Origin of the sequence: Roseomonas mucosa ATCC BAA-692 (assembly GCF_000622225.1) — a bacterium.
Classification (GTDB): domain Bacteria; phylum Pseudomonadota; class Alphaproteobacteria; order Acetobacterales; family Acetobacteraceae; genus Roseomonas; species Roseomonas mucosa.
The window spans coordinates 102,341-125,982 of sequence record NZ_JHWD01000012.1 but is presented as its reverse complement, the minus strand read 5'-3'; the positions used below and the strand labels follow the sequence as shown (position 1 = coordinate 125,982).

Sequence of the window (23,642 nt, the reverse complement as noted above, 5' to 3'; positions counted from 1 at the left end):
TCTGCCGCCTGGATTTCGTTGTCCTCGACGAGCTCGGCTATCTGCCATTCGCCCAGTCCGGCGGCCAGTTGCTGTTCCACCTTGTCAGCCGTCTCTACGAGCAGACCTCGGTCATCGTCACCACCAACCTCGCTTTTGGTGAATGGCCCAGCGTCTTTGGGGACGCCAAGATGACCACTGCCTTACTCGACCGCCTCACTCACCACTGCGACATCGTCGAGACCGGCAACGATAGTTGGCGATTCAAGAACCGCGCCTGAACGCCCCCTCAACACACCTCACAAGAGGGTCCCTTTTGCGTGCCGATCTGGGGTCCCAATTCAGTGCCGATTGACACCCTATGACCGGATCGCACCGGAGAGCCATGCTCTCCGGCGGACTGCCGGTGCCGCCAGCGCGGACAGCGTGTCGTTCCTCTTTCCGGGCGCCCCGCGTCTCCACCTGCTTCCGGGGATCAACCGGCAGCCTGACGGCATCCACCAGAACCAGCGAAAGCCCGGGATGCCGTTCAGCCGAGCATCATCAGCTTCGCGTTGCCGCCCGCCGCGGCGGTGTTGGTGCTCACCGAGCGTTCCAGCAGCAGGAACTCCGCCGGAAAGCCGGTTTCCGCATCGGCGACATGGACCGGGACGAGGGGGCCGTCGAGCGAGGCGAGTTGCTGCGCCAGGGCCTTCAGCGCCTCCTCCATGCCACCGAACAGCACGGCCTGCACCTCCGGCAGGGCGGCGGGGCCGGCCTCACGCACCCAGGCGGCCAGGGCGGGCGGCAGGGGCGCCCCCAGCCGCGTGCCACCGGCGGCGATCAGGGCGCGGTTGCCGGCGGCCAGCGCCGCCGAGACGGCGCGGTGGAGCGTTGCGGCATCGGCGGCGTGGCACAGCACGCTGCCGCGCGGTTCGGTGGCATAGGCGTTGCGCTCGCCCACCGGGCCGGGGAGCTCAAGCGCAAGGCCGGCGGGCGTGACGGCGGCGAGGGCCTCGGCTTCCGCCGCCGCGCCGGCCTCGCCGCGCCCGGCCAGCCAGGCCGCCCAGGCGCGGAGGGGGGCGCGGAGGGGGGCGGGCGCGGTGCCCGCCGGCAGGCCTGTCGATGCGGGGCGCGCGGCCAGCAGGCGGCGGAGGTAGAGCGGCCCGCCCGCCTTGGGGCCCGTGCCGGACAGCCCGTGCCCGCCGAAGGGCTGTACGCCGACCACGGCGCCGACCAGGTTGCGGTTGACATAGACGTTGCCCGCCCGGGCCAGGGCGGTGACGCGCTGGATGGTCTCGTCGATGCGCGAATGCACGCCGAAGGTCAGGCCATAGCCGGTGGCGTTCACCGCCCGCATCAGCGCCTCGATCCCGTCGCGGCGGAAGCGCAGCACATGCAGCACGGGGCCGAAGATCTCCCGCGTCAGCGCCTCCAGGCTGTCGATCTCGATGATGGTCGGCGGCACGAAGGTGCCGTGGCGGCATTCCTCCGGCAGCGCGGACTGGTGCACCGGATACCCGGCCGCTCGCATCGCCTCGATATGCGCCAGGATTCCGTCCCGGGCCTCGCCGGTGATTACCGGCCCGATATCGGTGGAAAGCCGCTCCGGATTGCCGGTCGAGAGCTCCGCCAGGGCACCGCGCAGCATGGCGAGGACGCGGTCCGCCACATCCTCCTGCAGGCAGAGCACGCGCAGCGCGGAGCAGCGCTGCCCCGCGCTGTCGAAGGCGGAGACCAGCACATCGCCCACCACCTGCTCGGCCAGGGCGGAGGAATCCACCACCAGCGCGTTCTGCCCGCCGGTCTCGGCGATCAGCGGCACCGGCGCGCCGCCGGGGTTCAGGCGCTTCGCCAGCTCCGCCTGGATGCGCCTCGCCACCTCGGTGGAGCCGGTGAACATCACGCCGTGGATGCGCGCGTCCGCGACCAGCGCCGCGCCCACCTGGCCGTCGCCGGGCAGGAGTTGCAGCACCCCGGCGGGAACTCCGGCCTCGTGCAGGATGGCCACGGATTGCGCGGCGATCAGCGGCGTTTCCTCCGCCGGCTTGGCGATCACCGGATTGCCCGCGGCGAGCGCCGCCGCGACCTGCCCGGTGAAGATGGCGAGCGGGAAGTTCCAAGGGCTGATGCAGAGCACCGGCCCGAGCGGACGATGCGTGCCGTTGCGGAAGTCCCGCCGCACCTGCGCGCCGTAGTAGCGCAGGAAGTCCACCGCCTCCCGCACCTCCGCCACGGCATTGGCGAAGGACTTCCCGGCCTCCCGGACCAGCAGGCCGAGCAGGAGCGGCATCCGCTGCTCCAGCAGATCGGCGGCGCGGGACAGGCAGGCGGCGCGCGCCTCGGGGGGCTCCGCGGCCCAGGCCGCGGAGCCCCCCGAGGCGATGTGCAACGCGCTCCCGACCGCCTCCGCCGAGGCTTCCACCACCATGCCGACCCGGTCGCGGTGGTTGGCCGGATTCAGCACCGGGCGTGGCAGGCCCTGGCCTTTCATGCCGGCCAGGAGCGGCGCGGCGCGCCAGTCCTGCGCCGCGCTGTCCCGCAGCGCCGTGGCCAGCCGGGCCAGCTCGGCCTCGTTGCTCAGGTTCAGTCCGAGGGAGTTCACCCGTTCCGTGCCGAAGAGGCCACGCGGAAGTGCGATATGCGGGTTGGGCGCGCCCGGCGGCTGTTCCGCCGCCACCTGCGCGGCGGGATCGGCGGCCAGCGCCTCCACCGTCACGGCGGGATCCTGGATGCGGTTCACGAAGGAGGAATTGGCGCCGTTCTCCAGCAGGCGGCGCACGAGATAGGCGAGCAGCGTCTCATGCGTGCCGACCGGCGCGTAGATGCGGCAGGGGCGGTCCAGCTTTCCCGGCCCGACCACCTCCTCGTAGAGCGGCTCCCCCATGCCGTGCAGGCACTGGAACTCATGGTCGCCGATGCGGAAACCCTCGCCGGCCAGGGCGTGGATGCTGGCCAGGGTCTGGGCATTGTGCGTGGCGAATTGCGGGAAGACGGTGTCGCGCGCCTCCAGCAGCTTCCGCGCGCAGGCGAGGTAGGAGACATCCGTGTGCCGCTTGCGCGTGAAGACGGGGAAGTCCTCCAGCCCGTCGATCTGCGCGCGCTTGATCTCGCTGTCCCAGTAGGCGCCCTTCACCAGCCGGACCATCAGCCGGTGGCCGGAACGCCGCGCGAGGTCGATCACGAAGTCCAGCACGAAGGGCGCGCGCTTCTGGTAGGCCTGCACCACGAAGCCGAGGCCGTCCCATCCGGCCAGCGCGGGGTCGAGGCAGAGGGCCTCCAGGATGTCCAGCGAGAGGTCGAGCCGGTCGGCCTCCTCGGCATCGATGTTCAGCCCGATGTCGTAGCGCTTCGCCAGCCCGGCCAGCAGGGCCACGCGCGGCAGCAGCTCCGCCATCACCCTGTCGCGCTGCGCCCGCGCATAGCGCGGATGCAGCGCCGAGAGCTTGATGGAGATGCCCGACCCCTCATAGATCCCGCGCCCCGCCGCCGCCTGCCCGATCGCATGGATCGCCGTCTCGTAGTCGCGGTGGTAGCGCTCCGCATCGGCGGCGGTGGTCGCGGCCTCGCCCAGCATGTCGTAGGAATAGCGGAAGCCCTTCGCCTCCATCTTCCGGGCCCGCACCAAGGCCTCGGCGATGGTCTGGCCGGTGACGAACTGCTCGCCCATCATCCGCATCGCCAGATCGACGCCCTTGCGGATCACCGGCTCCCCGCCCCGTGCGATCAGCCGTGTCAGCGCGTGCGACAGCCCCGTCTCGCTGCTGGTGGTGGCGAGGCGGCCGGTGACCACCAGCCCCCAGGTGGCGGCGTTCACGAAAAGCGAGGGCGAGTGCCCCAGATGCGAACGCCAGTCCCCGCTGCCGATCTTGTCGCGGATCAGCGCGTCCCGCGTGGCGGTGTCGGGAATGCGCAGCAGCGCTTCCGCCAGGCACATCAACGCCACGCCTTCCTGCGACGACAGCGAGAACTCCTGCACCAGCCCTTCGACCGCACCGCGCGTGCCCTTGCGGCGCAGCGCCTCCACCAGCCGCGTGGCGGTGGCGGTCGCCTGGGCGGCAAGCGGGGCCGGGAGAGTGGCGTCCGGCAGGAGGCGGGCGATGCAGCCGGGCTCCGCCGCGCGCTCGTGCCGGGTGATGGCGGCGCGGAGCGGGCCCTGCGCCTGGACCGAGGCGGCGAAGGCATCGAAGGGAATGGGCGCGGCGGACGGCATATCGAGGCGGGCGGCGAGCGACATGAGGTGGCTGGTTCCGGCTTTGGCGGTACGATCGAAGGGGTATCATTTTCACGACCGAATATGATTCGTTAGTTCTGGCCCGCACCTGAATTTCATACGGCAGGATCATGGGCCCTCCCCCTTCCGGCTTCAGGCGCCCGGAGCAGCGGGAAGCCAGCGGAGCGGTCCCGGGCCGCGGCGGCGCCCCGGCGGACCTGGCCTCCAGGCCCATTGCGGTCTGCCACGCGCCATTGTTTCCTCCCCCGGAAGAAGCCGGACGCCGCGGGGCGGGATACTCCGCCGCGCGGGAAGGCCGGCCGGGCAAGGGGAGGGAACGGGTGCGGATCGAACGGCTGCGCGCCTTCATGACACGCGACAGGGACCGCCCGCGCGTGCTGCTGGCCATCGACACGGATGCGGGGATCACCGGCTGGGGCGAATGCTACAACCACGGCCCGGACAGGGCCCTTCCGCCGCTGCTGGACTACCTCGCCACCTTCCTGGCGGGGCAGGACCCACGGCGCATCGAATACCTGATCCAGTTCCTGATGCAGCAATCCCGCTTCCCGCCGGGCGCGCTGGGCCTCGCCGCCATCTCGGCCATCGACCACTGCCTGTGGGACATCTCAGCCAAGGCGCTGGACGTGCCCGTGTACATGCTGCTGGGCGGCCATGCGCGCGACCGCGTGCGGGTCTATGCGGGCGTCTATACTGCGCCTGACCCGCCGCAGGCGCGGGCGGAGATGGAGGCGCTGCACGCGGCCTGGGGCTTCACCGCCTTCAAGCTCAGCCCCTACCGCATCGACCTGCACGCGCATCGCTGGGGCGAGGTGGTGCGGAGCAGTGCGGAATACTTCCGGCAACTGCGGGAAACGCTGCCATCCGGCTTCGAGATCGCCTTCGACGCACACGGCAAGATCTTCGAGCCGCGCCAGGCGATGCAGCTGGGCAATGCGCTGGCACCCTATGACCCGCTCTTCCTCGAGGAGCCGATCCGGCCGGAGAACTTCGAGGCCTGGGGCGCGTTGCGGCGCGGCCTGGATTGCACCCTGGCGACGGGGGAATCCCTCTATAGCCGCTTCGAGTTCCTGCGCCTTCTCCAGGTACAGGGCTGCGACATCGTCCAGCCGGATGTCTGCGCCGTGGGTGGCTTGCTGGAGATGCGCAGGATCGCCGCCATCGCGGAAGCGCACTACGTCACCATCGCGCCGCACAACCCGATGGGGCCGCTCGCCACGGCGGTGAACCTGCATTTCTGCGCGTCGCAGCCGAACTTCCGCATCCTGGAATACCGCTTGCCACCGATGGGGGAGGGGGCGGGCTGCTATGTGCGCGATCCCTACCTGCCACGGGACGGTTATCTCGAACTCCGTCCGGACCGGCCAGGCTGGGGTGTGGAGATCGACGAGGAGTACCTGCGCCAGGACGGCTACATCCACTGGGAGCGCAAGGTGCCGCGCCGCCCCGACGGCTCCACCGCCTTCCCCTGAGGCGACGGGCAAGGTCCGGAAGCCGGCGGGATTGATCATACCATTCCGCTCGCTCAGGCGAGCGATCGGGACGGTGACCGGCACCCGGAGGCACCGGCATCCGTAAACCCCATACGGAGCCTGGAAATCCGCTTGTGGAGCCGGCCATTTCCACTCTATTCATATGACAAATATAAGAGCCATGGCACCCCTCGCGGATGTCTGGGCAGGGAGAGCGGGCCTTGGCGCGAATGTCATGTCCTCGGGTGACGAATGCGGCTGCGGGCGCCGCCATGCTCCTCGAACGGGGCAGGGCCTGACCGTGCATCTTGGCACCCAGGTCCCCGCCCGCGACGACGAAGACTACCGGGTGATGGCGCAACTCGGCATCCGCCACGTCTGCGCCGATCCGCCCGGCAACCCGCATGACTGGACGCTCGACACGCTGCTGCGCTTCCGCGACAGGCTCGGAGGCTTCGGCCTGTCGCTCGACATGGTGCAGCTGCCGCTCTCCTCGCGCCCGATCGAGCAGCAGCACAGCCCTGACATCCTGTCCGCCGGGCCGGACCGCGACCGGCAGATCGACGGCATCTGCCGTCTGATCGAACGGCTGGCCGAGGCCGGCATCCCCGCCGCGAAGTACAACCTCAACATCATCGGCATCCCGCGCACCGCGATGGAACCCAGCCGGGGCGGCGCGATGAGCGAGGCCTTCCGCTGGGAGAAGGCCGACCATGACGCGCCGCCCACCCTGGCGGGCATCCTGCCGGAGGACGAGAACTGGGCGCGCGTCGACTATTTCCTCGAACGCGTCGTGCCGGTGGCGGAAAGCAGCCGCGTCCGCCTCGCCTGCCATCCGCACGATCCCTACACGCCGCCGGGCTATCGCGGCGTGACACGCGTGCTGGGCACGGTGGAAGGGCTGAAGCGCTTCGTGCAGATGCGCGAGAGCCCTTACCATGGCCTCAACTTCTGCCAGGGCACGGTCGGCGAGATGCTGGACGACCCGCGGCGCGAGGTCGGCGACGTCATCCGCTGGTTCGGCGAACGGAAGAAGATCTTCAACGTGCATTTCCGCAACATCCGCGGCGGCAGGCTCTCCTTCATGGAGACCTTCCCGGAGGATGGCGACATGGACATGTGGGAGTCGCTGAGGACCTATGGCGAGACCGGCTATGAGCACATGATCATGCCCGATCACGTGCCGACCATCAGCGGACGCGATCCCCGGGATACGGCCTTCGCCTTCTGCTATGGCTACATCACCGGACTTCTGCAGGCGATGGGCCGCCTGGATCGCGAAGTTGATTGACTTTGATCGATGGTGATTATTACCCTTTCATGAATTCCGATTGAACCGGAACGGCCCCGGTCTCCAAAGGTCCGCAAGTAAAGACCGCCAAAGTGCGGAAACAAGAGCGCGAAGCGCAAACCGACCGGGGAACAGCCCGGCGGCCTGGAGGAAGAGATGTCCGAGAACAAGGAAAGCCGCCCCCGGGCGGTGCCTGGATCCTGTCGCCTGGAACGCCGCCGCCTGTTGCAGGGCGCCGTCGGCGCCACGGTGGCCATGGCCCTGCCGGGCGCCGCCTCCGCCCAGGGAGCAGCCGCAAAGGAAGCGCCGGACCTGGCCAGGCTGGCGGCGGACAGGAAACTGCCGCCGCTGGCCGAGCGCCTGCCGAAAAGCCCGCTGGTGGTGCAGGTCGAGAAGGCCGGCCGCTATGGCGGCACGTTGCGGCGCGGGCTGCGCGGCTCCTCCGACCACAACGGCATCCTGAAGATCGTCGGCAACCAGGGGCTGGTGCGCTGGAACCTCGCCTATACCGAGGTGCTGCCGAGCGTCGCCGAGCGCTGGGAGATCAACGCCGACGCGACGGAATTCACCTTCCACCTGCGCCCCGGCATGCGGTGGTCGGACGGCCATCCCTTCACCGCCGATGACGTCGTCTTCGCCATCGAGGACTGCGCCAAGAACACCGAGCTGTATCGCTCGCCGCCCTCGGCCATCGTCATCGCCAACAAGCCCGGCACGGCGGAGAAGGTGGACGACAACACGGTCCGCTTCCGCTTCGCTGCGCCCTACGCCATGTTCATGGAGGCGCTGGCCACGCCGCTCGGCCAGTACCCGACGCTGTTCCCGAAGCACTACTGCAGCCAGTTCCACCCCAAGTACGGCACGGGCGTCGCGGAGGCCGCGAAGGCGGCCGGCATGTCCGACTGGGCCGCGCTGTTCCGCGCGAAGTGCGGCGACGTCGAGATCCCCTCGCGCTGGGGCAATCCCGAGAAGCCGGTGCTCGATCCCTGGATGATCCGCGAGCCCTATGCCGGTGGCGCGACGCGCGTGGTGCTGGAGCGCAACCCGTACTTCTGGCAGGTCGACACGGCGGGCAACCAGCTTCCCTATATCGACCGCCTGAATCTCGGCATCTCGCAGGATGTCGAATCCCTGATGATCGACGCCGTTTCCGGCAAGCTCGACATCCAGGACCGGCATATCGACAGCCTGCAGAACAAGCCGACCCTGTCGCGCAACATGCAGAAGGGTGGCTACCACCTGGTGGAGCTGATCGGCGCCTCCTCGCAACAGATGCAGATCTACCTGAACCTGACGCACAAGGACCCGCAGATGCGGGCCATGTTCGGCAACAAGGGCTTCCGCCAGGCGCTGTCCCACGGCATCAACCGGGCGGAGATCATCGAGCTGGTCTATCTCGGCCAGTCCGAGCCCTGGCAGATGGGACCGCGCCCGGGGCATCCCTGGTATCACGAGACGCTGGGCCGCCAGTTTACCCAGTACGACCCGGCCAGGGCCAATGCCATGCTGGACGAGCTCGGCTACAACAAGAAGGACGGGCAGGGCTTCCGCCTGCGGCCCGACGGGCAGAAGGTCTTCTTCGCCGTCGATGTCATCCCGACCCTGGCGCCGGACCAGGTGGATGCGCTGGAGCTGGTGAAGCGCCACTGGGCCGCGATCGGCGTGGACATCAAGGTCAACACCATCGAGCGCGCCCTCTACTACACGCGCGGCGACAACAACGACCACGACGCGGCCACCTGGGCAGGGCCGGGCGGGCTGGACCCCATGATCGACCCACGCGACTATTTCGCGCAGCATCCGCAGGGCACGCGCTACGGCCTGCCCTGGGCGCAGTGGTACGTGTCCGGCGGCAAGGAAGGGCAGGAGCCGCCCGAGCACCAGAAGAAGCGGATGCAGCTCTTCGACCAGGCGCGCGGCACGGCGGACCTGGCCAAGCGCGGCGAGATCATGAAGCAGGTCTTCGACATCGCCGCCGAGGCCTTCGAGCCGATCGGCATCTGCCTCTACTGCAACTCCTTCGGCGTGGTGCGGAACAACCTGCAGAACGTGCCGCCGCGCTATCCCAATTCCTGGTCCTGGCCCAATCCGGGCCCGGCCCTGCCGCAGCAGTTCTTCTTCTCGTCGTAGCCCCGGCGCGGCCCTGCCCCCTTCGTGGGGCAGGGCAAGGCGCCCTGAACCTTTCTGGCGGGACCATGCTGAAATTCATCCTCAAGCGCCTGGCCTGGATGGTGCCCGCCCTGCTGGTGGTCTCCTTCCTGGCCTTCGTGCTGATCCAGCTTCCACCCGGCGACTACGTGACGACCTATATCGCCACGCTCGCCGCCTCCAACGAAACGGTGGACCAGAACACCGCCGCCGAGTTGCGGGAACGCTTCGGCCTCGACCAGCCGATGCTGGTCCAGTACGTGAAGTGGATGGGCAACATCCTCCTGCGCGGGGATTTCGGCCTGAGCTTCGAATGGCAGCAGCCGGTGAGCGGGCTGATCTGGGAGCGCATGGCGCTGACCCTGGTGCTGACGCTGGCCACGTTGATCCTGACCTGGGCCATCGCCCTGCCGCTCGGCGTCTTCTCGGCGGTGAGGAAGTACTCGGTCGGCGACTACGTGCTGACCTTCCTCTCCTTCGTCGGGCTGGCCATCCCCTCCTTCCTGCTGGCCATCGTGCTGATGTACTTCGCCGCGGTGGAATGGGGGCAGGAGGTCGGCGGCCTCTTCTCCGACGAGTACGTCGCCGCGCCCTGGAGCATGGCGAAGCTGCTGGACCTGCTCTCGCACCTCTGGATTCCCGTGGTGATCCTGGCCGTCTCCGGCACGGCGAGCCTGGTGCGCGTGATGCGGGCGAACATGCTGGACGAGCTGCACCGGCCCTATGTCACCACCGCCCGGGCCAAGGGCCTCTCGGAATTCCACCTGCTGGTGAAATACCCGATGCGGGTGGCGCTGAACCCCTTCATCTCCACCATCGCCTGGCTGCTGCCGAACCTCGTCTCCGGCTCCATCATCGTGGCCATCGTGCTGAACCTGCCGACGGCGGGGCCGATGCTGCTGCAGTCGCTGATGAGCCAGGACATGTACCTGGCCGGCGCCTTCGTGCTGCTGATCTGCGTGCTGACCCTGATGGGCTCGCTGATTAGCGACATCCTCCTCGCCATCGCCGATCCGCGCATCCGGCTGGAGTAGCGATCCCATGTCCGACGCCGTCCTCGGGACCATCGACCGCCGCAGCCTCGCCGTCGCCTCGCAATGGCAGCTGGTCTGGTGGGCCTTCCGCCGCCACCGCCTCGCCATGATCGGGCTGGTGGTCACGGTCATCTTCTACGTCGTCGCCCTGGTGCCCGGCTTCTTCGCGATCAACGATCCGGAGCAGCAGAACACCCGCGCCGCCTACCATCCGCCGCAGATGATCCATTTCGTCGCGCCGGATGGCAGCTTCGGACCCTTCGTCCATCCCTCGATCCTGAAACGCGACCCCGAGACGCTGGAGATGCGCTACGTGCCGGACGAGAGCCGGGTGGTGCGCCTGCGCCTCTTCGGCCAGGGCTACGAGCACAACCTCCTCGGCCTCTTCCCCACCCGCGTCCACCTCCTGGCCCCGGGCGAGCCGGGGCAGGTGGTGCTGCCACTGGGCGCGGACCGGCTGGGGCGCTGCGTCTATTCCCGCATCATGCAGGGGGCGCAGATCTCGCTCTCGGTGGGGCTTGTCGGCGTCTTCCTGTCGCTGACGCTGGGCATCATCCTGGGCGGCGTCTCCGGCTATTACGGCGGCTGGGTGGATTCCGCCGTGCAGCGCGCGGTGGAATTCGTGCTCTCGCTGCCCTCCATTCCCATCTGGCTCGCCGCCTCGGCCGCCCTGCCGCATGACTGGCCGGCGACGCTGAACTATTTCATGATCACGCTGATCCTCTCGCTCACCGGCTGGGCACAGCTCGCCCGCGTGGTGCGCGGCCGCTTCCTCAGCCTGCGGACGGAGGACTTCGTGGCGGCGGCGCGGCTGGACGGCGCCTCGGAGAAGCGGGTCATCTTCCGCCACATGCTGCCCTCCTTCGCCAGCCACATCATCGCCTCGGTGACGCTGGCCATCCCGGCGATGATCCTGGCGGAGACCTCGCTCTCCTTCCTGGGCCTGGGATTGCAGCCGCCAACCATCTCCTGGGGCGTGCTGCTGCGGGAGGCCCAGAACATCCGTTCCATCGCCACGGCACCATGGCTCTTCGCCCCCGGCGTCGCCGTGGTGCTGTCGGTGATCGCCCTCAACTTCCTGGGAGACGGTCTGCGCGACGCCGCGGACCCGTACAACAAATGAGCGCCACGATCCTGGAGGCCCGGCCGGCGGCCCCGATGCCGGCACCCTCCGACACCGTGCTGGAGGTGCGCGACCTCGTCACGCATTTCCCGACCCGGGCGGGGGTGGTGAAGGCGGTGGACGGCGTCTCCTTCACGCTCCGGCGCGGGCGCACGCTCTGCGTGGTGGGGGAAAGCGGCTCGGGCAAGAGCGTCACCGCGCGCTCCATCCTGCAGATCGTGGACGCGCCGGGGCGGATCGTCGGCGGCGCCATGGTGCTGCACCGGCCGGATGGCAGTTCGGTGGACCTCGCGAAGCTGCATCCGCGCAGCCGGCAGATCCGCGCGGTGCGGGGGCGGGAGATCGCGATGATCTTCCAGGAGCCCATGTCCTCGCTCTCCCCGGTGCATACGGTGGGCGACCAGATCACCGAGGTGCTGCGCCTGCACCTGGGCATGAGCAAGGCCCAGGCGCGGGCGCGCTGCATCGAGCTGCTGGGGCAGGTGGAGATCCCCCGCCCCGAGCAGGCGATCGACCGCTACACCTTCGAGTTCTCCGGCGGGATGCGGCAGCGCGTGATGATCGCCATGTCGCTGGCCTGCAACCCGTCGCTGCTGATCGCGGACGAGCCGACCACCGCGCTCGACGTCACCACCCAGGCGGAGATCCTCGACCTCATCAAGCGCCTCCAGGCGCAGCACGGCATGGCGGTGATGTTCATCACCCATGACATGGGCGTGGTGGCCGAGATCGCCGACGAGGTGCTGGTGATGTACCACGGCAAGGTCGTGGAGGGCGGCCCCGTGGATCAGGTCTTCCACGCGCCGCAGAATGCCTACACGAAGATGCTGATCGGCTCCGTGCTCAAGCTGGAGCACGAGGCGGAGATCCGCCAGCATCGCAAGCCCATCCCGGCCGAGGTGCCGCCGGTGCTGGACGTGCGCAACCTCACCATGATCTTCGGCAATGCCAGGAACCCGGTCCTGGCGGTGGACGACGTCTCGCTCCAGCTCCGCCCCGGCGAGACGCTGGGCATCGTGGGGGAATCCGGTTCCGGCAAGACCACGATGGGCCGCTGCCTGCTGCGGATGTACCAGCCGACCGCCGGCGCCATCCGCTACCGCCGCGCCGATGGCGGGATCGTCGATCTCGCCACGGCGGACAAGGAGGTGCTGGCCGCCGCGCGGCGGGAGATCCGCATGGTCTTCCAGGACCCCGTTTCCTCGCTGAACCCGCGCATGACCGTGGCGCAGATCGTGGGCGAGCCGCTCCTGGTGAACCGGATCGCCAAGGGCCGGGAACTCGATGCGCGCGTGGCCGAGCTGCTGAAGCAGGTCGGGCTGAACCCGGACTGGCGGGAGCGTTATCCCCATGCCTTCTCCGGCGGGCAGCGGCAGCGCATCGGCATCGCGCGCGCCATCGCGCTGAACCCGCGCATCATCGTGGCGGACGAGGCGACCTCGGCGCTCGACGTGTCGCTGCGGGCGCAGATGCTGGACCTGCTGATGGGACTGCAGGACCGGCTGGGCCTGTCCTATGTCTTCATCAGCCACGACCTCGGCGTGATCCGCTACATGTGCGACCGGGTGGCGGTGATGTATCGCGGCAAGGTGGTGGAGACGGGCCCCGCGCGGCAGGTCTGCGACCATCCGGCCCATGCCTATACCCAGGCCCTGCTTTCCGCCATTCCGCGCCCCGATCCGCGGGCGCGGCGGATGCACCAGCGCTTCCGCTACGTGGCCTGAGCCCCGGCGGGCGCCGCCCGCCTGTCAGGCGGCGTGACCCGCCAGCCAGTGACGCACCCCGTCCAGGCTGCGGAAATCCTCCAGGCTGCGGGCCGGGATGCCGGGACAGGCCTCCGCCGCCATGGCCGCCAGGGCGCGGCCGGGGCCGAGCTCCAGGAAGGCGCTGGCCCCGGCCTCGGCGCAGGCCTGCAGGCAGGCCGACCATTCGATGGTCCGCGCCAGTTGTGCCGCCAGCTTCTCCGCCCCCTGGGCTCCGTCGAGCACCGGGGCCGCGTCGATGCCGCTCAGCAGCCGGCATCCGGGGGCCGGGCGCTTCGCGGGCCGGGCCTCCTCGATGGCGTCGCGGAAGGGGCCGACGGCACCGGCCAGGAAGCGCGTGTGGGACGCGACATGGACGGGCAGGGGTTCGGCCCGCAGGGCACCGGCCGCGCGGGCCGCCTCGCACAGCATGGCCAGCGCCGCAGCCGGGCCTCCGACCACATGCAGCAGCCCCGGATTGACGATGGCCAGCGCCGCGCCGTGCCGGGCGCAGAGGGCCTCGACCCGGTCCCTCTCCAGGCCACGGATATAGGCCAGCCCTTCCCCGGGGCCGCCGGCCGCGTCCATGGCCTCGGCCCGGCGTGCGATCAGCGGCAGCACCCGTTCCGGCGGCAGCAGCCCGGCGCAGCCCCAGGCGGACACCTCGCCGAGGCTGTAGCCGGCCACGACCAGCCGCCCCCCCAGCGCCCCGCGCAGCGCTAGGAAGGCGGCGAGCTGCTGCGTGCCGCAAAGGACCTGCGCCATCCGGTTCCCGTGCAGGGTGGCGGCATCCGCGCGCCGGACGAGGCGGCGCGGGTCCTCGTCCAGAAGCGCCGTGGCGGCGGCGAAGAGTGGCGCGGCCTCCGGCGCCGCTGCGGTCAGGGCGAACATCCCGGCGTGCTGCGTCCCCTGGCCGGGGCAGAGCAGGGCGAGGGTCATGCGGCCTCCATCGCCCGCAGGAAAAGGCTCATGGCCAGCAGGTCGGCCGAACCGCCGGGGCTGAGGCGCCGGGCCACGAAATCCGCGCCGATCCCGGCCGCCGCCGCGCGCCAGCCCGGCCGGCCCACCCCGCCGCCTTCCAGGAAGCCGCGGGCGGCCCACTGCGCGAAGGCCAGGCCCTCCGCCCCGCCCCGGTGCAGCAGGTTGGTGTCGCCCAGCGTGGCGATCAGGGCGAAGCAGGACTGGACACGCGCCGCCTCGTCATCCCCCGGGGCCAGCCGCGCCCCCTGCCGCAGCGCCGGCAGGCCGGTGTGGTAGAGGGTAGGGAAGCCCGCCGCCGCCTCCTGCCGCGCCCCGCCCGCGCCATGGCGCCGCGCAGCACACCCGCCATGGCTGTCGGGGGCGGAGGGCGTGCCGAGGATCTCCCCGCCCCAGAGGCGCTCCACCACATCGCCCAATGTGCCCTGGGCGCCCTTCAGCCGGGCCCCGGCCGCGGCGCAGAGCAGGCCCAGACCGAAGATCGCGCCGCGATGCGTGTTCACCCCGCCCGTGGCGCGGAGCATGGCCCCCTCCGCCTCCAGCCCGATGGCGCGGAGCCGGGGCATGGAGGCCCCCTCGATGCCGGCAAGGGCGAGGCGAGCCAGGAAGGGCTCGATCGCCGCCGCGCTGCGCCGGAAGCTGCCCGCATCCATGTCCGTATGGCTGCCATTGTCCACATGGCTGACCAGGCCCGGCTTGGGCCATGTCTCCACCTCCAGCACCAGGCAGCGCGCGGCAAGGCCGCCGATCCGCGCGGCCTCGGCCCGGAGCGCCTGGGGCAGGGGGCGGAGGAAGCTCATGCGGCCCCCGCCGTGCCGAGGAAATCCGCGCGCGGAAGCAGCGCCACGCCCCCGGCGCGCTTCACCAGGATCTCCGCCGCACCGGCCTGGATCTCGCGCCAGTTCGCGCCGCTGCCATCGGGCAGCAGGACCTCGCCATCCAGCCGCATCGGTGCCCGGGTCTCGATCCCTCCCAGGGCGGCGAGCAGCGCCGCCATGCGGGGCGGCGGCAGCACCGGCCAGAGCAGGTCGAGGTCGGAGGCGGGGCCGAGATAGTCCAGCCCGGTCAGCGCCGCCCAGGCCAGGCTGCCGAAGACGCGCGGCGTGACGCGGTGCGCCGCGCCCAGGGCGAGCAGCGCCTCCAGCACCGGCCGCCAGCCCGGGGGCGCCGAGGGCAGGGCCTCGGCCAGGGGCAGGGGCGGGCGGATCTCCGTCACCGCGTCCCCGGGCAGCAGCACGGCGAGGCGCCGCTTGCCGGCGGAAGGCGGCAGGGGCAGCCCGGCCGCGATCCCGCCAGCGGCCTCGCATTCCCCGCGCCGCCGCGCCACCAGCGGCCAGCCGCGCCGCGCCCAGCCGGCCAGCAGGGGCTCCCCGCGCCATTCCGGCCGCGTCTCCAGCATGGCGGCCCAGCCTTCGGGCGAGACCCGCAGCAGGGCGTGGCGCGGTGGGGTCTCAGCCATGGGCCGCCTCAGCCATGGCGCAGGGCCAGCTCCTGCACCCGCGCCGCGATCTCCGCCGCCTTCGGCCTTCCGCCGCGTTCCTGCCCGAGCACAGCGCGCGTGTCGCGTTCCGGTAGGCCGCGCGCGAGCAGGGCCCGGAACTGTTCCGCCAGTGGGGCCGCCGGGTCCCAGGTTTCCAGCACCGCGCCGGTCCGGGCGAGGTTGTCCAGTCCGGGCGCGAAGACCGGGGTGGATTTCGCCTTCTCCTGCAACACCTCCAGCGGGAGCTTGGTCACCCGCGCCATGGAGGGCAGGTCCATCACCGCCGGCTCCGCGCCTGGCAGCGCCACCAGCACGCGCGTTGCCAGCGCCGTGGCGATAAAGGCGCCCGCCGCCGTATGGCCGTAGAGCAGGCCGACCGTCGGCCGCCCGCGCAGGTCGGCCAGGACGAGGCACTTGGCCAGATGCGCCAGGAACTCGTTCAGCCCGAGCAGCTCGTCGCGCCGGCTCATGCGCTGGCTGTCGCTGTCCACCAGCACCAGCACCGGGCCCTGGCCGTCCTTCTCCAGCGCCGCGAGTACATGGCCGGACAGCGCCAGCGCCCCCTCCACGCCCAGGGCCGCGCGGCGCGCCACGCCGATCACCACGGCCTCCTGTCCCCCCGGTGGCCCATCCGGCAGGGTGCCGCTGCCGGCGATCAGCCCGTCCTCTCCGATGCGGACCGCATGGCCGGCCGGGAAGAGGGAAGCGAGCATGTCAGCGGGCGTCATCGGCGCTCTCCGCGATACGGGTGGCGAGCTCCGCGAAAGCCTTGTCGTCCAGCTCGGGCACGGTGTCCGGTGCCTCGGCCCCCAGGGCGCGCCAGATCTCCCGCGCATCGGTGCTGTTGCCGAAGCGCTGCAGCCGCGCCTCCAGCCGCTTCTGCTCGGCCCGCATCGCGGCGAGGCCGAAGCCGCCCGCCTCATGCAGCGCCCGCAGCGCGGCCTCGCGGAAGGCCCCCATCGTGTCGGCGCAGTACCCGTCCGCCCCGCCCAGAAGGCGGCGGTGCTTGCCGCCCATGGTCCGCCAGATCAGCGGCCGGTCGCGGGAGTCGAACTCCTCGACGCCCTTGTTGGTCTCGATCACTTCCGGGCCGGAAACGCTGATGCGCCCCTGTTCCGAGACGACGAGGCGGGAGCAGCAGCCGGCGATCAGCCCGCCGCCGCCATAGCAGCCGTTCCGCCCGCCGATCAGCCCGACGACGCGCGCCCCGGCGGCGCGGGCCTCCAGCAGCGCGCGCATGATCTCGGCGATGGCGAGCTCGCCGGCATTGGCCTCCTGCAACCGCACGCCGCCCGTGTCGAAGAGGATCAGCACGCGGCCCGCCGCCCCCATCTCGCGCGCCGCGCACAGCAGCCCGGTCAGCTTGGCGCCATGCACCTCGCCAAAGGCTCCGCCCATGAAGCGGCCTTCCTGCGCCGCCACCAGCACGGGCTGCCCGTCGATCCGCCCGGCGCCCGCCACCATGCCGTCGTCGAACTGGCGCGGCAGGTCGAAGAGCGGCAGATGCGGGCTCAGCTCGCGCGTCTCGGGGCCGAGGAACTCGGTGAGGCTGCCAGGGTCCAGCAGCCCCTGGAGGCGCTGGCGGGCGCTGGCCTCGTACCAGCTCGCCTTGCGGAGATCGAGGCTCACGGCGCGTCCTCCTCGATCAGCCGCTGCGCCTGGGCGAGCCGCAGCGCCACCGTGTCCGGCCGCGCGCCCCCGTCGTTCACCGAAAGGCGCAGGCCGCCGGGCGAGCGGCGCGCGACGAAATCCGCCACCACCGCCTCCCAGACCGTGCCGAAGCCATGCGCGGCGGTGGCGATCTCCACCACGCATTCCGTGCCCGGCAGCACGCGTTCCGCCAGCACTTCGAGGTTGCCGGAGGCGACCACGCCGGCGATCGCCGTCTTCCGCGTGCCGCCGGCCGGCTTCGCGGCCCGGTGGCGGAAGGTCAGGTTCTCCATGGGATCGTCTCCTCACCAGTTCCGGAAACGCGCGGGCGGCTGGTAGAGCCCGCCCGACCAGTGCGCGAGATCCTTGATCGAACGCGCCGCCAGCAGGCCGCGATCGGCATCCAGCGGGTCGATGCCCAGATCCTCCGGCCGCCGGATCACGCCTCGTTCGCGCAGCCGCTCCACCATCCCCGCATCGCGCCCGCGCCCAAGCGGGGTATAGCCCGCCACGCCCCGGATCGCCTGCTCGCGCTCATCCCGGTCGCGGCAGAGCAGCAGGTTGGCGATGCCTTCCTCGGTGACGATATGCGTGACGTCGTCGGCATAGACCATGACCGGCGCCAGATCGAGCTTCAGCCTGTCCGCCAGCAGCAGCGCGTCGAGCTGCTCCACGAAGAGCGGCGCGTTCTTGTCGCCGAAGGTCTCGCCGATCTGCACCACCAGCTTGCGCCCGCGCCGCAGCGCGGCGGCGCCGTCCGGATCGGCCTCCCGCCCCGCGCGCAGCCAGGGCTCGCTGGGATGGCGCCGCCCACGCGCGTCGGAGCCCATGTTCGGCGCGCCGCCGAAGCCCGCGATGCGCGACTGGGTGACGGTGGAGGAATGCCCCTCCAGGTCGATCTGCAGCGTGGAGCCGATGAACATGTCGCAGGCATAGAGGCCGGCGGTCTGGCAGAAGGCGCGGTTGGAGCGCAGCGAGCCGTCGGCGCCGGTGAAGAAGATGTCGGGCCGCGCCGCGATGTAGCGGTCCATCCCGACCTCGGAGCCGAAGCAGTGCACCTGCTCCACCCAGCCGCTCTCGATGGCCGGAATCAGCGTGGGATGCGGGTTCAGCGCCCAGTGGGTGGCGACCTTGCCCTTGAGGCCGAGGCGCTCGCCATAGGTCGGCAGCAGCAATTCGATGGCGGCGGTGTTGAAGCCGATGCCGTGGTTCAGCCGGCGCACGCCGTACTCGGCATAGATCCCCTTGAGCGCCAGCATGGCGGTGAGGATCTGCGTCTCGGTGATGGCGGCCGGGTCGCGGGTGAAGAGCGGCTCGACATAGAAGGGCCTGCCCGCCTCCACCACGAAGTGCACGCGGTCGCCGGGGATGTCCACGCGGGGCACCTTGTCCACCACCTCGTTCACCTGCGCCACCACCACGCCGTTCTTGAAGGCCGTGGCCTCCACCACGGTCGGCGTGTCCTCGGTGTTCGGCCCCGTGTAGAGATTGCCCTCGCGATCCGCGCTCACCGCCGCGATCAGCGCCACATGCGGCGTCAGGTCGATGAAGTAGCGGGCGAAGAGTTCCAGATAGGTGTGCACCGCACCCAGTGCGATCTGCCCGCCATAGAGCATCCGCGCGATGCGGGCCGATTGCGGGCCGGAATAGGCGAAGTCCAGCCGCCGGGCGATGCCGGTCTCGAAGATGTCCAGATGCTCGGGCAGCACCACGCCCGACTGCACCATGTGCAGGTCATGCACCTTGTCCGGGTCGAGCCCGGCCAGGGCGCGGGCCAGCAGGTCCGCCTGCTTCTGGTTGTCGCCCTCCAGGCAGACGCGGTCGCCGGGGCGCAGCACCGCCTCCAGCAGCGCGCCCGCCCTGGCCGCGGGCACCACCTTGCCCTGCGCCAGGGGCGCCCCCGCGGCGATGCGGGCCTCCCGCGCTTCCTGTTCCTGGCGCCATTGGGCCATGGCTTCCCTCCCCGCTTCTCGGAACCCGGCGGCCCCGGGCAGGGCGGCCTTCACCTCATGTGGATGCCAGAGTGGCGCATCCGCCATTTCGTGTACAGCGCAAGTTTGTTGCCACGTTGTTGCATACTTTGTTGCTTGTCGAACGGTGTTTTGCATACTTAAGCCCAGGCTGGCGGCAGACTGGCCCGTGATCTCGGGAACATCCAGGAAGGATTCCGGCCCATGCCGCTTCCCTTTGCCCAACGTCCCGCCATGCCGGGGGGCTGCCCGTGACCATCTTCGGCGTCGCCCTGCTCGCGGTCTGCACCCCGGCCGGCGTTCATCTGAGGGACCTGCTGGGCTTCGCGCCCGGCGTGAAGGCCAATGTCGGCGGGGTCGGCCTCGCCGCCACCGATCCGCGGCTGGTGCCCTATGGCGCGCTGACCGCCACTTTCCACACCGGCCTGGGCTGCCTCGTGGCGCCATCCGTGCTCTATCTGGCCGTCCGGACCCTGATGGGCGGCTGAGCGATGGATGGCATGGAGGCGGGATCGGTGCCGGAGCCGGTGGAGGCATTGTCGGAGGAGCGGATTCTCCTGTCCGAGCGCATCCGCAACGCGCTGACGGACGAGATCGCCTCCGGCACCCTGGCGGCCGGCACCGCGCTGGACGAGCAGCTCCTGGCCGACCGCTTCGGCGCCTCCCGCACCCCGGTGCGGGAGGCGCTGCGCCAGCTCGCGGTGAGCGGGCTGGTGGAGCTGCGCCCGCGCCGGGGCGTGGTGGTGACCCGCGTGACCGCGACGCGCATCATGGACATGTTCGAGACCTCGGCCGAGATGGAGGCGCTCTGCGTCCGCCTCGCCACCTATCGCATGACGCCGCTGGAGCGCAGCCGGCTGATGGACCTGCACGACGCCTCGGCGGAGATGGTGCGGCGTGGCGATGTCGATGCCTATGACGGCTTCAACCGGGATTTCCACGACGCCATCTACCGCGCCACGCACAACGCCTTCCTGGCGGAGCAGGCCATGGCGCTGCGCGGCCGGCTGGCGGCCTTCCGGCGCACGCAGCTCCGCCACGGCGACCGCATCCACCGCTCGCGCGAGGAGCACGGGCAGGTGATGGCGGCGATCGCGCGGGGGGATGGCGAGGAGGCGGCGCGCTGCATGCGGGCGCACATGCTCAACGCCGCCGGGGCGCTGCGCGGCTACATCGCCGCCCATGCGGCGCAGGAGCAGGACCAGGAGCGGATCGCCGCAGGACGGCATCGACCGGAAGCGTGAGGCTGAGGTCCCGGCAGGTGGGTGAAGGATCCGTGCCGGACACCCGCGAACCGGCGATGCCCGGGCGGTGCCTCCCCGGAACGGTGCCGCGGGGAGCCTGAGCCGCCCGCCCGGCGACGGGCCCGGCCCGGGGGGCATCCGGGGACCGGGCTCCGGGGAGACGCCCGGCCAGGATGAACGCTCCATCATTCCACTCCACCATCATCGCGGTTGCAGGACCGGCCCCTAAGCGGGATGCTGCGTGCATGGCCGCGACGGCGGGATAAAACGGGGGGAAGGCGAACCGTGACAGGGTGTGGCGAAGGCCCGGCTGCGCGCCTGGACCGGCCGGTGCGCGGATCGCCGCATGGCCGCCCCGGTGCTTGGCGGGGCGGGGCTTGAAGAGCCCCTCCTCCTTCCTTGGCCGGTCCGGCGGCATGGTCCGCTTCGTCCGCGCGACCGGGCTGCTGGCGGCGGTGGCCATCCTGGCCGGTGCCGGGCTGACGGCGATGCATCTGCGCACCAGCGCGCTGGCGACGGCCAAGGCGAATCTGGCCGCGCTCGACACCCTGCTGGCGGAACAGTCGGACCGCGCCCTCCAGAGCGTGGAGCTCGTGGTGAACGGCGTGGCCGGGGACCTGCGGGACGGCCAGTTGCAGAGTGCCGAGGAGTTCGACAGACGCGCCACGGCGCCGGAAGTCTTCGGGATGCTGGTGGCGCGGATCTCGGGCATCCCGCAGCTCGATGCCGTGACCATCATCGCCCGGGACGGGCGGCTGCTGAACTTTTCCCGCTACCAGCCGGTGCCCCCGGTCAACGTCGCCGACCGCGACTACTTCAAGGTGCTGAGCACCGATTCCTCGCGGCTGACCTTCATCGGCCTGCCGGTCGAGAACCGGGGGAATGGCAGCCCGACCGTCTACCTGGCCCGCCGGATCTCCTCGGCGGAGGGACAGTTCCTGGGCCTGGTGCTCGGGGCCATGAACCTGCAGTACTTCGATCGCCTCTATGCCGATCTGAGGATGCCCAAGGATACGCGCATCGCCCTGTGGCGCGACGACGGGGCCCTGCTGCTGCGGCATCCGTCGCTTCCCGCCGGCACACAGGGCATGGACCTGCCGGCCGGCATGCGGCCGGGTGAACGCCAGGTGGAGGAACTGCGCAACCCGGTGGATGGCCGGCACCACCTCGTGGCAGCGACACGGTTGCAGACCCAGCCCGTGGTGGTCAGCATCAGCCGGACCACGCAGGCGGTGCTGGCCCGCTGGCGCATCGATGCCGGCATCCTGATCGTCTCGGCGATGCTGATCGCCGTGACGCTCCTGCTCATCGCCACCTTCGTCGCCGGGCGCTTCCGCCTCTATAGCCGCATGGCGGAGGCCATGGCGGCACGCGAGACGGCCGAGCAGGGGCGGCGCAGCGCCGAGGAGCAGCTAAGGCAGGCGCAGAAGCTGGAGGCGCTGGGACAGCTTGCCGGCGGTGTGGCGCACGACTTCAACAACGTGCTGCAGGCCATCGCCGGGGGCGCGAACCTGATCCGCCGCCGTGCCGGCGATCCGCAGGCGGTGGAGAAGCTGGCGGCGATGATGGGCGAGGCCGCGGAGCGCGGGGCGGCGGTGACGCGCCGCCTGCTCGCCTTCGCCCGCAAGGACGAGCTTCGCAGCGAGAGCGTGGCGGTCGAGGCTCTGCTGGCCGACCTGGTCGAGATCCTGCGGCACACGCTGGGACCGGGGCTGCGCATCGTCGTGGAGGTGGAGCCCCGCCTGCCGGTGCTGTGCGCGGACCGTTCGCAGCTGGAGGCGGTGCTGATCAACCTGGCCACCAATGCGCGGGATGCGATGCCCAGGGGCGGGACGCTCCGCTTCGCCGCCTCGCGTGCCCCGGAAGGCGAGGCGCCGCCGCTCCCTCCGCTGTCCGGGGCGCCCCAGGATGGGGGCGGGCAGGCGCCGGACCAGGAGACGGCGGCCGCGTCCTACCTGCGCCTGACCGTTTCCGACACGGGGAACGGCATGGACCCGGCGACGCTGTCGCGGGCGACGGAACCCTTCTTCACCACCAAGCCCAAGGGGCAGGGCACCGGCCTCGGCCTGTCCATGGCCAAGGGCTTCGCGGAGCAGTCCGGGGGCGCCCTCGTCATCGCCAGCACGCCGGGCCAGGGCACCACGGTCACGCTCTGGCTGCCCCTGCCGGTCCGGGAGGACGCGGCCGCCGACCTGCCCCGGGCCGCCCCGGCGGCGCGGGCCGGGACCGTGCCCGCCGGCGAGACGTCTGACAGCCAGGCCGGCGGGCGCCGTTCCGTGCTGCTGGTGGAGGACGAGGCCGCGCTCCGTGAACTCCTGTCGGATGCGCTGGCGGAATGCGGCTTCCATGTCAGCGCGGCCGGCAGCGGTGCCGAGGCGCTGGCCTCCCCGGCGCTGCCACGGGCTGAACTGCTGGTCACCGATCTGGCCATGCCCGGCATGAACGGGCTGGAACTGGCGCGCCGGGCCCGCCTGCGGCGTCCGGGGCTGGGCGTGCTGCTGGTCACCGGCTTCGCCGGCGAGGCCGCGGAGGACGATCTGGCGGAGGCGAGGGCGGGCGGCCCCTTCGCCATCCTGCGCAAGCCCGTCACCGTGGAACAGATCGCCGCCGCCATCGCCGGCCTGCTCGCCGCCCAGCCGGAAACCGCTCCCTGAATGACGGCCCGGCTGCTCCGGCAGGTGGGAACTATCCGCGGGCCGGGGGCGGCGCGGCGCCGGGCTGGCCGGAGAAGCGCGCGATCTCCTCGTTGAAGCCCATCAGGCCGAAATCCGTCATCCGCATCGGGTAGAGGATGCCGTCCAGGTGGTCGTTCTCGTGCTGCACGACGCCGGCATGGAAGCCTTCCACCTCGGCCGAGACGGTGCGGCCATCGCAATCCGTGCCGGTGTAGCGGACGCGCCGGTAGCGGGGCACGGCGGCGCGCAGGCCGGGGATGGAGAGGCAGCCCTCCCACCGCAGGTGCTTCTCCTCGCCGACGGGCTCCACCACCGGGTTGATCAGGACCGTGTTGCCGGCCGCCGTGTCGTCCGGCGCGCCGCTGCTGCGCGACGGCAGGACGCGGAAGACGAAGAGGCGCAGCGGCACATGCACCTGCGGCGCGGCGAGACCCGCACCCGGCGCGTCCTCCATCGTCTCGAACATGTCCCGCACCAGGCGGCGGATCTCCGGCGCGCCCGGGTCGGACACGGGTTCGCAGCGTTCCAGCAGCACGGGATGGCCCATGCGGGCGATCTTCAGGATGGCCATGGCCGGTCTCCCTTCCAGGGGATGGGGCCGGGGCGCCGCCGGCCGGGACATGGCTGTGATGGTCCCGTGTGC

General features: G+C 71.1%; 19 protein-coding genes. 10 read left to right on the top strand and 9 right to left on the bottom strand.

Annotated elements, in window-relative coordinates; genetic code table 11:
• On the top strand, nucleotides 1-260 hold a 260-nt coding region (locus BT98_RS0113850), incomplete at its 5' end, for an ATP-binding protein (protein ID WP_027297248.1).
• Between the two features lie 248 nt (nucleotides 261-508).
• Here BT98_RS0113850 and putA read toward each other — a convergent pair.
• Entirely contained in the window at nucleotides 509-4,195 is a 3,687-nt protein-coding gene (putA, locus tag BT98_RS0113845; RefSeq protein ID WP_019461877.1) for a trifunctional transcriptional regulator/proline dehydrogenase/L-glutamate gamma-semialdehyde dehydrogenase, read from the bottom strand.
• Nucleotides 4,196-4,512: 317 nt separating this feature from the next.
• On the opposite strand from putA, the gene BT98_RS0113840 reads away from it, so the two are divergent.
• The 6 genes from BT98_RS0113840 (at nucleotide 4,513) to BT98_RS0113815 (ending at nucleotide 12,984) form a co-directional block, all read left to right on the top strand.
• Complete coding sequence (locus BT98_RS0113840) at nucleotides 4,513-5,664, top strand: mandelate racemase/muconate lactonizing enzyme family protein (protein WP_019461876.1); 1,152 nt, start codon at nucleotides 4,513-4,515, stop codon at nucleotides 5,662-5,664.
• 235 nt (nucleotides 5,665-5,899) lie between these two features.
• Complete coding sequence (locus tag BT98_RS0113835; protein WP_019461875.1) at nucleotides 5,900-6,955, top strand: mannonate dehydratase; 1,056 nt, start codon at nucleotides 5,900-5,902, stop codon at nucleotides 6,953-6,955.
• Nucleotides 6,956-7,111: 156 nt separating this feature from the next.
• Nucleotides 7,112-9,085: an ABC transporter substrate-binding protein gene (locus BT98_RS0113830; RefSeq protein WP_019461874.1), complete on the top strand. Its 1,974-nt coding sequence runs from the start codon at nucleotides 7,112-7,114 to the stop codon at nucleotides 9,083-9,085.
• 65 nt (nucleotides 9,086-9,150) lie between these two features.
• A complete protein-coding gene (locus tag BT98_RS0113825; RefSeq protein ID WP_019461873.1) occupies nucleotides 9,151-10,137 on the top strand; it encodes an ABC transporter permease in 987 nt (328 codons plus the stop codon).
• 7 nt (nucleotides 10,138-10,144) lie between these two features.
• On the top strand, nucleotides 10,145-11,260 hold the full coding sequence (locus BT98_RS0113820; RefSeq protein ID WP_019461872.1) for an ABC transporter permease: 1,116 nt from the start codon (nucleotides 10,145-10,147) through the stop codon (nucleotides 11,258-11,260).
• Complete coding sequence (locus tag BT98_RS0113815; protein WP_019461871.1) at nucleotides 11,257-12,984, top strand: ABC transporter ATP-binding protein; 1,728 nt, start codon at nucleotides 11,257-11,259, stop codon at nucleotides 12,982-12,984. Before BT98_RS0113820 ends, BT98_RS0113815 begins: the two co-directional genes overlap by 4 nt.
• A gap of 24 nt (nucleotides 12,985-13,008) precedes the next feature.
• Here BT98_RS0113815 and BT98_RS0113810 read toward each other — a convergent pair whose 3' ends face one another.
• From BT98_RS0113810 to mdcA, 7 genes are read right to left on the bottom strand one after another with little or no spacing between them, the layout of a single operon-like run.
• Nucleotides 13,009-13,941 (bottom strand): acyltransferase domain-containing protein, encoded by a 933-nt coding sequence (locus BT98_RS0113810; RefSeq protein ID WP_019461870.1) that lies wholly within the window; start codon nucleotides 13,939-13,941, stop codon nucleotides 13,009-13,011.
• Complete coding sequence (gene mdcB, locus BT98_RS0113805; protein ID WP_019461869.1) at nucleotides 13,938-14,780, bottom strand: triphosphoribosyl-dephospho-CoA synthase MdcB; 843 nt, start codon at nucleotides 14,778-14,780, stop codon at nucleotides 13,938-13,940. Before mdcB ends, BT98_RS0113810 begins: the two co-directional genes overlap by 4 nt.
• Nucleotides 14,777-15,439, bottom strand: a complete 663-nt coding sequence (gene mdcG, locus BT98_RS0113800) for a malonate decarboxylase holo-[acyl-carrier-protein] synthase (RefSeq protein WP_019461868.1) — start codon at nucleotides 15,437-15,439, stop codon at nucleotides 14,777-14,779. The genes mdcB and mdcG overlap by 4 nt, the downstream gene beginning before the upstream one ends.
• 8 nt (nucleotides 15,440-15,447) lie before the next feature.
• Nucleotides 15,448-16,188: a biotin-independent malonate decarboxylase subunit gamma gene (gene mdcE, locus BT98_RS0113795; protein WP_019461867.1), complete on the bottom strand. Its 741-nt coding sequence runs from the start codon at nucleotides 16,186-16,188 to the stop codon at nucleotides 15,448-15,450.
• Nucleotides 16,175-17,089 carry a biotin-independent malonate decarboxylase subunit beta gene (locus tag BT98_RS0113790; protein WP_019461866.1) on the bottom strand — a complete coding sequence of 305 codons (915 nt, stop codon included), beginning with the start codon at nucleotides 17,087-17,089 and terminating at the stop codon, nucleotides 16,175-16,177. The genes mdcE and BT98_RS0113790 overlap by 14 nt, the downstream gene beginning before the upstream one ends.
• On the bottom strand, nucleotides 17,086-17,403 hold the full coding sequence (mdcC, locus tag BT98_RS0113785; protein ID WP_019461865.1) for a malonate decarboxylase acyl carrier protein: 318 nt from the start codon (nucleotides 17,401-17,403) through the stop codon (nucleotides 17,086-17,088). The genes BT98_RS0113790 and mdcC overlap by 4 nt, the downstream gene beginning before the upstream one ends.
• Nucleotides 17,404-17,415: 12 nt before the next feature.
• Entirely contained in the window at nucleotides 17,416-19,062 is a 1,647-nt protein-coding gene (gene mdcA, locus BT98_RS0113780; RefSeq protein WP_019461864.1) for a malonate decarboxylase subunit alpha, read from the bottom strand.
• Between the two features lie 269 nt (nucleotides 19,063-19,331).
• On the opposite strand from mdcA, the gene BT98_RS0113775 reads away from it, so the two are divergent.
• From BT98_RS0113775 to BT98_RS28435, 3 genes are all read left to right on the top strand, one after another.
• Nucleotides 19,332-19,568, top strand: coding sequence for a malonate transporter subunit MadL (locus BT98_RS0113775; protein ID WP_019461863.1), 237 nt, complete (start codon nucleotides 19,332-19,334; stop codon nucleotides 19,566-19,568).
• A gap of 3 nt (nucleotides 19,569-19,571) precedes the next feature.
• Entirely contained in the window at nucleotides 19,572-20,324 is a 753-nt protein-coding gene (locus tag BT98_RS0113770; RefSeq protein WP_019461862.1) for a GntR family transcriptional regulator, read from the top strand.
• Nucleotides 20,325-20,701: 377 nt separating this feature from the next.
• Nucleotides 20,702-22,978 carry a hybrid sensor histidine kinase/response regulator gene (locus BT98_RS28435; protein WP_126281889.1) on the top strand — a complete coding sequence of 759 codons (2,277 nt, stop codon included), beginning with the start codon at nucleotides 20,702-20,704 and terminating at the stop codon, nucleotides 22,976-22,978.
• A gap of 31 nt (nucleotides 22,979-23,009) precedes the next feature.
• Here BT98_RS28435 and def read toward each other — a convergent pair whose 3' ends face one another.
• The gene (gene def / locus BT98_RS0113760) at nucleotides 23,010-23,570 is read right to left on the bottom strand and encodes a peptide deformylase (protein ID WP_019461860.1); all 561 of its coding nucleotides are present in this window, start codon (nucleotides 23,568-23,570) and stop codon (nucleotides 23,010-23,012) included.
• Between the last annotated feature and the right edge of the window lie 72 nt (nucleotides 23,571-23,642).